The sequence below is a fragment of the Phenylobacterium sp. genome (assembly GCF_028290885.1).
GTDB lineage: Bacteria > Pseudomonadota > Alphaproteobacteria > Caulobacterales > Caulobacteraceae > Phenylobacterium.
On the sequence record NZ_JAQGIZ010000219.1, the window covers coordinates 1 to 5069 of the forward strand.

6 protein-coding genes and 1 pseudogene are annotated in these 5069 nt (G+C 70.0%); 4 read left to right on the forward strand and 3 right to left on the reverse strand.

The annotated features are described in order from the left end of the window. The 4 genes and pseudogenes from atpD to JWP28_RS14760 all read left to right on the forward strand — a co-directional run. A pseudogene (gene atpD / locus JWP28_RS14745) lies at positions 1–1005 on the forward strand (F0F1 ATP synthase subunit beta); the annotation flags it as partial. Continuing rightward, positions 1005–1274 (forward strand): ATP synthase F1 subunit epsilon, encoded by a 270-nt coding sequence (locus JWP28_RS14750; RefSeq protein ID WP_299544033.1) that lies wholly within the window; start codon positions 1005–1007, stop codon positions 1272–1274. The pseudogene atpD and the gene JWP28_RS14750, both read left to right, overlap by 1 nt. A gap of 79 nt (positions 1275–1353) precedes the next feature. Continuing rightward, a complete protein-coding gene (locus JWP28_RS14755; protein ID WP_299544034.1) occupies positions 1354–2046 on the forward strand; it encodes a hypothetical protein in 693 nt (230 codons plus the stop codon). Then, positions 2043–2291: a hypothetical protein gene (locus tag JWP28_RS14760; RefSeq protein ID WP_299544036.1), complete on the forward strand. Its 249-nt coding sequence runs from the start codon at positions 2043–2045 to the stop codon at positions 2289–2291. Before JWP28_RS14755 ends, JWP28_RS14760 begins: the two co-directional genes overlap by 4 nt. Here JWP28_RS14760 and JWP28_RS14765 read toward each other — a convergent pair. The 3 genes from JWP28_RS14765 to JWP28_RS14775 form a co-directional block, all read right to left on the reverse strand. After that, positions 2275–3036 carry an alpha/beta fold hydrolase gene (locus JWP28_RS14765; RefSeq protein WP_299544037.1) on the reverse strand — a complete coding sequence of 254 codons (762 nt, stop codon included), beginning with the start codon at positions 3034–3036 and terminating at the stop codon, positions 2275–2277. The genes JWP28_RS14760 and JWP28_RS14765 overlap by 17 nt on opposite strands. Positions 3037–3125: 89 nt before the next feature. Continuing rightward, complete coding sequence (locus JWP28_RS14770; RefSeq protein WP_299544039.1) at positions 3126–3617, reverse strand: RNA pyrophosphohydrolase; 492 nt, start codon at positions 3615–3617, stop codon at positions 3126–3128. Positions 3618–3634: 17 nt separating this feature from the next. Beyond that, positions 3635–4777, reverse strand: a complete 1143-nt coding sequence (locus JWP28_RS14775) for a divergent polysaccharide deacetylase family protein (RefSeq protein WP_299544041.1) — start codon at positions 4775–4777, stop codon at positions 3635–3637. Positions 4778–5069 lie beyond the last annotated feature (292 nt).

A 5069-nucleotide genomic window follows, 5' to 3' on the forward strand; every position in this document is an offset into this window, starting at 1 on the left:
GGCAAGATCGGCCTGTTCGGCGGCGCCGGCTTCGGCAAGACCGTGACCATGCAGTAGCTGATCAACAACATCGCCAAGGCCTATGGCGGCTATTCGGTGCTGGCCGGCGTTGGCGAGCGGACCCGCGAGGGCAACGACCTCTATCACGAGATGATCGAGTCCAACGTCAACGTCGACCCGCGCAAGAACAACGGCTCGACCGAGGGCTCAAAGTGCACCCTGGTCTACGGCCAGATGAACGAGCCGCCCGGCGCTCGCGCCCGTGTGGCGCTGACGGGCCTGGCCCAGGCCGAGTACTTCCGCGACGAAGAGGGCAAGGACGTGCTGCTCTTCATCGACAACATCTTCCGCTTCACCCAGGCGGGCTCCGAAGTGTCGGCGCTCCTGGGCCGCATCCCCTCGGCGGTGGGCTATCAGCCGACGCTGGCGACCGAGATGGGCAACCTGCAGGAGCGGATCACCTCGACCTCCAAGGGCTCGATCACCTCCGTGCAGGCGATCTACGTGCCCGCCGACGACCTCACCGACCCGGCGCCGGCCACCTCCTTCGCCCACCTGGACGCGACCACCGTGCTCAGCCGCGACATCGCCGCCCAGGCGATCTTCCCGGCGGTGGACCCGCTCGACTCCACCTCGCGCATCATGGACCCGCTGGTGATCGGCGAAGAGCACTACAACGTCGCCCGCCGGGTGCAGGAGACGCTGCAGGCCTACAAGTCGCTGAAGGACATCATCGCCATCCTGGGCATGGACGAGCTGTCGGAAGAGGACAAGCTGACGGTCGCCCGCGCCCGCAAGATCAGCCGCTTCCTGTCGCAGCCGTTCCACGTGGCCGAGCAGTTCACCAACACGCCCGGCGTGTTCGTCAGCCTGGAAGACACCATCCGCTCGTTCAAGGCGGTGGTGGACGGCGAGTACGACCACCTGCCGGAAGCCGCCTTCTACAACGTCGGCACCATCGAGGACGCGGTCGCCAAGGCCGAAAAGCTGGCGGCGGAAGCCTGATGCCCGACAAGCTTCGCTTCTCGCTGGTCTCGCCGGAGCGCGAGCTGTTCTCCGGCCTGGTCGACCAGGTCGATGCGCCGGGCTCCGAGGGCGATTTCGGGGTCCTGGCCGGTCACGCGCCGTTCATGACCGCGCTGAAAGAAGGTCCGGTGCGCGTGCACAACGACGGCAAGGTCACCGTCTTCGACGTGCGCGGCGGCTTTGCGGACGTGACGCCGGACGGCTTCACAGTGCTGGCCGAGCATGCGATTGAGGCAACCGAATTATAGTCGTAAATTTGCCGTCGTCGGGTCTTGCCTAGGGCGTCTTGCTCCCGTTTTATGGCCCGCTGAAGTCAGGGGAAACTAGATGCGCACTGCCCTCGCCAGTCTGATCCTAACCGTGGCCGTCGCGTCCGCGGCCCAGGCCCAGACGCCTGCCGCGCCGGCCCCTGCGCCGGCGACGCAGCCCGCTTCGCCGCCGACCACCGCAGCGCCCAGCACGCCGGCGCCTTCCACCGCGGCGCCGCCTGCGGCCACGCCCGAGACGCCGGCGCCTGCCGCCGAGGCCCCGCCGACACTCCCCACCACCGGCGACGGCGCCGTGCTGCTCAATGTGGTCGAAAAGGTCTGCGTGCCGCTGGTCCGCGGCGGCAAGCTCGATGATCTCGCCAAGGCCAACGGCTTCAAGCTCAATCGGCGCGAGGGCACCTGGACCATGCCGCTCGGCGGCGACAAGAACTACACGGTCACGATCTTCCCCTCGGGCGTGAACAAGGACGCCTGCCGCGGCGAGGTGCACTATGCGATCGGCCAGGAGAAGCCGATCGTCAGCGCCTTCAACGTCTGGTCGTTCCTGCACCAGCCGGAGCTGATCCTGCAGGCCAACTATGTCTCGGTGAACGCCGACGGCGTGAAGCGCGTGCAGAAGTCCTGGGAACACCTCGATTCGGCCTCGTCGACCGCGGTGAACTTCACGACCTGGACCAAGCCCGACGACACCCCGCTGAACCCCAGGTTCGCGACGGGCGAAGTCTACTACCAGGAACGCCACTTCCAATGAGCTGGACGGACGCCGCGGGTCTCGCCGGCGTCCTGATGATCCTGGCGGCTTACGCCGGCGCAGCCCTCGGACGCCTCGACCCCAAGGGCGTCTGGTCGCTGCTGGCGAACTTCGTCGGCGCCTGCCTGATCCTGGTCTCGCTGCTGGTCGCCGACTTCAACCTGTCCTCGACGGTGATGGAGGGCTCCTGGGCGCTGGTCGCGCTCGCGGGCCTGGTACGACGAGCGATCAGACGGCCAGGCTGACCTCTTCGGCCAGCCAGCTCATCGCCAGCCGCGCGACGCCTTCCCACCCCGGTTCGCCGACCAGCCAGTGGCTCATCCCGGGCATGGTCCTGAACGCGGCGCCCAGCCTTCCTGCGACCGCACGGGCGGTGCCCGGGGAATGCACCACGTCGCCCTCGCCGGAGATCACCATGGACGGGCCGTCGAGCACGCCCGGCCCGACGCTGGTGGTCATGAACGGGTCAAGCCACCAGTTCAGCGTCTCGCGCACGGCGAGCGCGCTCTCGGGCCGCAGGCGCGCAACCGCCGCCTCGCGCTCGTCCTTCGGCACCCGGTCGAGGCTGTAGGCGCGCATCAGGCCCTTGTCCGGCTGCAGGGCGCCGGACGAGAAGGCGCCGGCCATCTGCACGCCGAAGGCTGTCGCGGCTTCCTCCAGGCTGGAGGCGGCCACGCCCCATGGCGGAGAGGGCGCCAGCAGCACCAGGGCCTGGACCTTGGCTCGGCGGGCGGCGAGCTGCGCCACGAGGCCGCCCATGGAGTGGCCGAGCAGCACCGGAGGCTCGGGAAGACCCACGCAAAGCTCGGCGATGTCGGCGGCGTAGTCGGCCATCGAGACCCCGATCACCGCCTCGGCCGGCTCATCGGGCCCGTGGCCCCGCAGGTTGGGCGCGATCACCTCGAACCCCGCCGCCTCGAAGGGCGTGCGGAAGCGCTCGAAGGCCCAGCCGCCGCAGAAGGCGCCGTGCACCATGACGATGGCGGTCATTCATTCCCTCGGCGCGGCAATCCGCGCGCACTTCGCGCCCTGCGCCCAGACTTCACCATATGGCTAGTCGCGGCCGCCCTTCCAGGCCCTTAACCGCGGCTGCGCGCCGCAGCAAAGTTGCCGAACGCCTCGACCACCCGCTCATAGGCCGCCCGCTTGAACGGCACGATCAGTTCGGCGGCCTCATCGAGGAACGCCCATCTCCAGGCGTCGAACTCCGGGGCAGTATGGGCGGCGAGGTCGAAGTCGGCGTCGTCGCCGTCGAAGCGGAAGGCGAACCAGACCTGCTTCTGCCCCCTCCAGCCGCGCAGCGCCTTGGAGCCGCCATGGCCCGGCGGAAAGTCGTAGGCCACCCAGCCATCGGTGCGGCCGAGAAAGGTCGCGCGCGTGGCCCCGGTTTCCTCGGCGAGTTCGCGGCGGGCGGCGGCCTCCAGGTCCTCGCCGGGGTCGACCCCGCCCTGCGGGAACTGCCAGTTGTGCGGCCCCGGCGTGTTGGCCCGACGGCCCAGCCACACCAGTCCGTCCGGATGGAACAGGACGACGCCAACGTTCGGGCGATAGAGTTCGAGGTCGTGGTCCATCCACCGGGACTTCTAGCTCATTGGCGGGTGAGAGCCGAGGCCGGCGCCAGTTGGAACCCGCGCTGGTCCAGCGCGCGCGACCATTGGGCCACCTTCTCCAGCGTCACCGGATAGGCGAAGCCCGAGCCGAGCGCCTGGCCACGCTGCAGGGCGCCGGCTTCCAGCGCCAGCAGTTGCTGGTCGATGGCGGTCTGGTTCAGCTGGTCGTCGATCACCCGCTCGGCGGAGCCGCGGACCATCCCGCCGCCGGTCCGGCGCGCGGCCGCCCCGTCGTCGACAAAAGCCAGGCCCCGTCCGCGGACGGCGCTCGCGAAGGTCTGGTAGCCCCCGTCCGAAGACAGGAACCGCGACCCCAGGTAGTTGGTCAGACCGAAATAGCCGGTCGCCCGCGACAGGATCCACTCCAGCTTCTTCACCGTCTCCGGCCCCTGGGCGCCGGCCATCAGGGTGTAAGGGCCCGGGTCGTTGTCCGGATAGTCGATGGGCTCCATCGGCGTTTCCAGCAGCACCTCGTGGCCGCGCGCGCGGGCCATGTCGATCCAGCCCTGCAGCCCCTCGGCGTAGGGGGTGAAGGACAGGGTGATCTCCGGCGGCAGGGTCTCGATGGCGGCCTGCGTGGCCCGCTCGTTCAGGCCAAGGCCGCCGATCACCAGGGCCACCTTGGGCCGCCCGTTGGGGATGAACGGCCGGCGGTAGGCCTCGAAGGGGGTGCGGCCGTCCTGCGCGATGATCGGCAGCGGTCCGGCCGGGCCGGGCGCGAAGAAGCCGGCGATCGGCGCTGCGGGCAGGGGGGCTCCGGGGGCCGGTGGTGGCAGCAGCGCGCCGGCGCGCCGCCAGCCGACGCCGGGAGGCAGCGGGTGCTCGGAGAGGCGGATGATGTCCTGGCTGACCTGCGCCGGGCCGTGCAGCGGGACCAGCGTCTCGCGCCAGCCCGGGGGCGCGCGTCCGAAGGCCGAGGTGAGCGACACCCGCACCGCGTTAGGATCATGGCTGGCCGGGCCCAGCAGCTTCAGCAGGATCGCGACCGCCAGGACGAGCACCAGGGCCGCGGCGCCCGCGCCGGCGTAGCGGCTCGCGGCCAGCGCCCTCAGCCGCCCAGGCCCCACGCCGGAAGCGGCCAGGCGGGGAAGCGCGATCCGGGGAAGTGCGATGCTGGCCACGGCTTTGGGTGCTCCTCGACGCGGAGAATCCCAAAACAGGGTTAACGAGGGCTTCCCATCGGCCCGCGAACGCACGGATTTTCAGGCAGCGGGCCCACGATGCGCGGATTTGCCGCCGATTCCCGCGGTCGAGTGGCTACTTCGGCGTCGGCGTCGGGGCCTTCACCTCGGCCACCTTGGCCTTGGTGTAGATCTCGGCGAGCTTGGCCGTGGGCTTGGGCAGCTTCGGGGTCTGGGCGACCGAGCCGAAGTGCAGCACGTCCTCGGCGCGGGCCAGCTGGAAGTCCTTCTT

What these genes read in the sequence shown, in the direction of transcription:
- JWP28_RS14755 (WP_299544034.1), top strand. Translation starts at nt 1,354, where the DNA reads ATGCGCACTGCCCTCGCCAGTCTGATCCTAACCGTGGCCGTCGCGTCC.
- JWP28_RS14750 (WP_299544033.1), top strand. Translation starts at nt 1,005, where the DNA reads ATGCCCGACAAGCTTCGCTTCTCGCTGGTCTCGCCGGAGCGCGAGCTG.
- JWP28_RS14760 (WP_299544036.1), top strand. Translation starts at nt 2,043, where the DNA reads ATGAGCTGGACGGACGCCGCGGGTCTCGCCGGCGTCCTGATGATCCTG.
- JWP28_RS14770 (WP_299544039.1), bottom strand. Translation starts at nt 3,617, where the DNA reads ATGGACCACGACCTCGAACTCTATCGCCCGAACGTTGGCGTCGTCCTG.
- JWP28_RS14765 (WP_299544037.1), bottom strand. Translation starts at nt 3,036, where the DNA reads ATGACCGCCATCGTCATGGTGCACGGCGCCTTCTGCGGCGGCTGGGCC.